3 protein-coding genes are annotated in these 4,042 nt (G+C 32.8%); all 3 read right to left on the reverse strand.

The annotated features are described in order from the left end of the window. Positions 1-191 precede the first annotated feature (191 nt). The 3 genes from metK to ACKI67_RS01445 all read right to left on the reverse strand — a co-directional run bounded on the left by metK (position 192) and on the right by ACKI67_RS01445 (position 3,877). Positions 192-1,361: a methionine adenosyltransferase gene (metK, locus tag ACKI67_RS01435; RefSeq protein WP_407461614.1), complete on the reverse strand. Its 1,170-nt coding sequence runs from the start codon at positions 1,359-1,361 to the stop codon at positions 192-194. Positions 1,362-1,676: 315 nt separating this feature from the next. Further along, a complete protein-coding gene (gene upp / locus ACKI67_RS01440; protein WP_407461615.1) occupies positions 1,677-2,303 on the reverse strand; it encodes a uracil phosphoribosyltransferase in 627 nt (208 codons plus the stop codon). Between the two features lie 263 nt (positions 2,304-2,566). Then, positions 2,567-3,877 (reverse strand): uracil-xanthine permease family protein, encoded by a 1,311-nt coding sequence (locus ACKI67_RS01445; protein WP_407461616.1) that lies wholly within the window; start codon positions 3,875-3,877, stop codon positions 2,567-2,569. Positions 3,878-4,042 lie beyond the last annotated feature (165 nt).

A 4,042-nucleotide genomic window follows, 5' to 3' on the forward strand; every position in this document is an offset into this window, starting at 1 on the left:
TTGAAATGATATGTTTATATAAAAAATAAGAGGATATTAATCAAAAAATGAATAAAATTGTGCTAAAAAACAGTAAAATTAATTAAAAACTAAGAAAATAATGCTAAAAATAGTAAAAAGTTAAAATAAAAAGAGTTGAAACTTCAATTGGATGAAGTCTCAATAAATTTGCAAAATATGCTTTAAATTAATTATGCAATATATTTTTTCAAGTCTTCAACTTTATCGGTTTCTTCCCATGGAAGACCTTCAACACCAAAGTGACCGTATTTAGCTGTTTGTTTATATTTGGTGGATCTTAAGTTTAAGGTTTCGATGATTCCATCAGGAGTTAACTTAAAGTTTTCACGGACAATCTCTTCCATGCTTTTAGTGGTTTCCACACCAGTTCCGAAAGTGTCAACCATTACGGAAGTCGGTTCAGCAACACCGATTGCATAAGAGACTTGAATTTCACATTTTTCTGCAAGGCCACTTGCTACAATATTCTTAGCAATGTATCTTGCCATGTAACATGCACTTCTATCCACTTTAGTGCAGTCCTTACCTGAAAATGCTCCACCACCATGTCTTGCATATCCTCCGTAGGTGTCTACAATGATCTTACGACCGGTTAATCCTGCATCACCATGAGGACCTCCGATTTCGAATACACCAGTTGGATTGATGTGCTCTTTGGTGTTTGGTGTCATCAATTCTTGTGGGATAACTGCCTTGAAGAGCTTTTCACGAATATCCGCTTTAAGCTGCTCTTGATTGTGTGACATAGTCTCATCATGTTGGGTGGAAAGAACAATTGCATCTAAAGATATTGGATTTCCTTCCTTATCATAGTTTACAGAGACTTGTGCCTTACCATCAGGTCTTAAATATGGGATTTCTCCGGATTCTCTTAATTGTGTTAATTTATTTGTAAGCTTGCGTGCTAAATCAATTGGGAAAGGCATCAATGAGTCGGTTTCATTAGTTGCAAAACCAAACATCATACCTTGGTCTCCAGCTCCACTTTCTTCACCTTCACGGTCAACTCCTTGTTTAATGTCTGGAGATTGAGCATGGAGTAAACTAACTACTTCACAATTATGACCATCAAATTTTAATTCTGGATTGTCATATCCAATTTCAATAATAGTGTCCCTAATGATTTTTTCAATATCTGCTCTAGTGATGTTTGCAGTTGATGTAACTTCACCAAACACTAGACAAAAATCAGTTGTAACACTAGTTTCACATGCTACGTGAGCATGAGGATCCTGTTCCATATATGCATCTAGAATTGCATCGGATATAATGTCTGCAACTTTATCAGGATGCCCTTGGGTTACTGATTCGGATGTGAATGTTTTATATACTTCACTCATAATTTCACCATAATAAATAATTTATAAATATAATTGTTTTAAATTAAAAATTTGTGAAAAATCTTAAAAATATTGAATATTAATAGAAATTTCATCTTTTTGATATTTTTAATATCTTATAAATAAACTTTAGATTTATTATATAATAAAGTTTACTATAAAAAACAATGCAAAATCAATGAAAATTAATGAAAATCAATGAAAATAATATTTAATAAAATATCATCTATAAAAAAAAGAAATAAAAATTAATTAAAAAGAAAAAAAGATATGAATAAAATATTTAATCAAAAAATAAAAAATAAAAGATTAAATCTATTTTGTACCAAATATCCTGTCTCCTGCATCACCAAGACCTGGAGTGATGTATTTGTTTGCATTCAATCCCTTATCCACCACTGCACAGTAAATCTGAACATCCGGATGGTTGGATTCGATAACCTCAATTCCTTCAGGTGCCGCAACTATGCATAAGAATTTTATATGTTGAACACCATCTTCCTTAAGCTTTTCAATAGTTGCAAGAACACTTCCTCCAGTTGCAAGCATAGGATCAACAATCATTGCAATCTTATCTTCAATCTTTTCAGGAACCTTATAATAATATTCAACAGGCAAGTAGGAATCTTCATCACGATAAAGACCAATATGACCTACTTTAGCATTAGGCATTACATCAATGATACCATGAACCATACCTAAACCTGCCCTTAAGATTGGGATAACAGCATAATTGTCTTCACGAACCTTACCAGTTTTCATTTTAGCTATAGGAGTTTCTATTTCCACTTCTTCAAGTCTAGCATCTCTGGTAGCTTCATAACATAATAAGGCTGCTATTTCTGTTACTACTTCCCTAAACTTCTTAGTGCTTGTAGTTTCATCTCTTAAAATAGCTAATTTATGAGTAATTAATGGATGGTTTAAAACATATTCATTCATATTTTATCTCCTTAAAAAGATTAATTTTCTTAATAATATATATTGACATAATTAAGTTAAATAGATTATTATTTTAAATTAAATTTTCATTAATTGCAATTACAAAAACAGGAAAAATAAGAAAAAAGATTTAAAAATGAAAATTAGGGAAAATAAGAAAATGATAGAAAAGTATTAGAAAAGTAATAGAAAAGTAATAGAAAAGTAATAAAATTAAAAAAGAAAAGAAATAAGATGACAATTAGAAAAAAGAATAGAAGAGATTAGTGAATCTCTGTATATTCCTCATCATCTTTTCTTTCTGGAATCAATAAGTTTAGAACTACACCAGTAATAGCTGCAAGAGCCATACCAGAAATGGATACGGATAAGTCACCTTGAGCAATGGATAAGGTAGCTCCACCTAAACCTAAAACCAACATTGTTGCTGCCACTACAATGTTTTTGTTGTTGTTGAAGTTTACTTCCTCTTGAATCAAGAGCTTTACCCCATTAACTGCAATGAATCCGTAAAGAAGAATAGCTACACCACCAATTACAGGGTTAGGCATAGCTGCAAGAAGTGCAGTTAAATGTCCTGAGAATGCAAATAAGATTGCAAAGAGTGCAGTCAAACCAATTACATAAATGGATGCCACTCTTGTTAAACCAACTACAGAAGTGTTTTCTCCGTAAGTGGTGTTTGCAGGACCACCAATGAATGCTGCAAAGAAGGTAGCAAGACCGTCACCAAGAAGGGTTTTGTTCAATCCAGGATCTGAAATCAAGTCACGGCCAATGATTTCCCCCAATACCTTATGGTCCCCTACATGCTCTACCATTGTTACAAGAGCAATTGGAACGATTGTCAAGAGAGCAGCAGGATTAAAGCTGTAGTTTACAAATGGCAAGTAGAAGTCAGGAATTTCAAATAGACTAGCTGCATAGAATCCTGAGAAGTCAACCATACCTAAGCAAGCTGCTACAATATAGGATACTATAATACCAATCAAGAAAGGAATAACCTTCAGCATTCCTCTACCACGAATAGCTATAATAGCAGTTGTCAAGAATGCAACAAGTGCAACAATAAGATTATTCATTGGAATAACAGCTTGGTCAAGACCAATTTCCTGAATTGCAGTAGGAGCTAAGCATAAACCGATTACCATAATCATTGGACCTACAATGACTGGAGGCAATAGCTTATTGATCCATTCATTACCGGTTATTCTGATAATAAATGCAATTGCCACATATACCAATCCGACAACCATCAAAGCGGAGAATATACTAGACTTTCCGCCTATTGCATATCCTGCAATCATAGGAGCAATAAAAGCAAATGAACTTCCCAGATATACAGGACTTCTATTCCGTGTAGCAATTACGTAAATAAGTGTACCTATCCCAGAAGCAATCAAAGCAACAGGAACAGACAGCACAGGTTCGCCAACAGTGGTGTTAACTACAATCGGTACTAAGATTGTAGCACCAAAAATAGCACATAAACGTTGAAGGGATAATAAGATCAATTCCACAGCAGGTGGTTTATCCCATAAGCCATAAATCATATCACTATCATTTTCACTCATGATATCACACAATAAACTAGAGAATTAATAATTTCATTAATTAATAGGAATATAAAAAAATAAACAATGATTCAATTATTAATTAACTTATTATTATAAAATATATTTATTAATCCCATTATTAAAACTTTATTAAATAGTTTAGAGGGATTATTTTTTTGTATA

Source organism: Methanobrevibacter sp. (genome assembly GCF_045577275.1).
In the GTDB taxonomy this organism is placed as follows: domain Archaea; phylum Methanobacteriota; class Methanobacteria; order Methanobacteriales; family Methanobacteriaceae; genus Methanobrevibacter.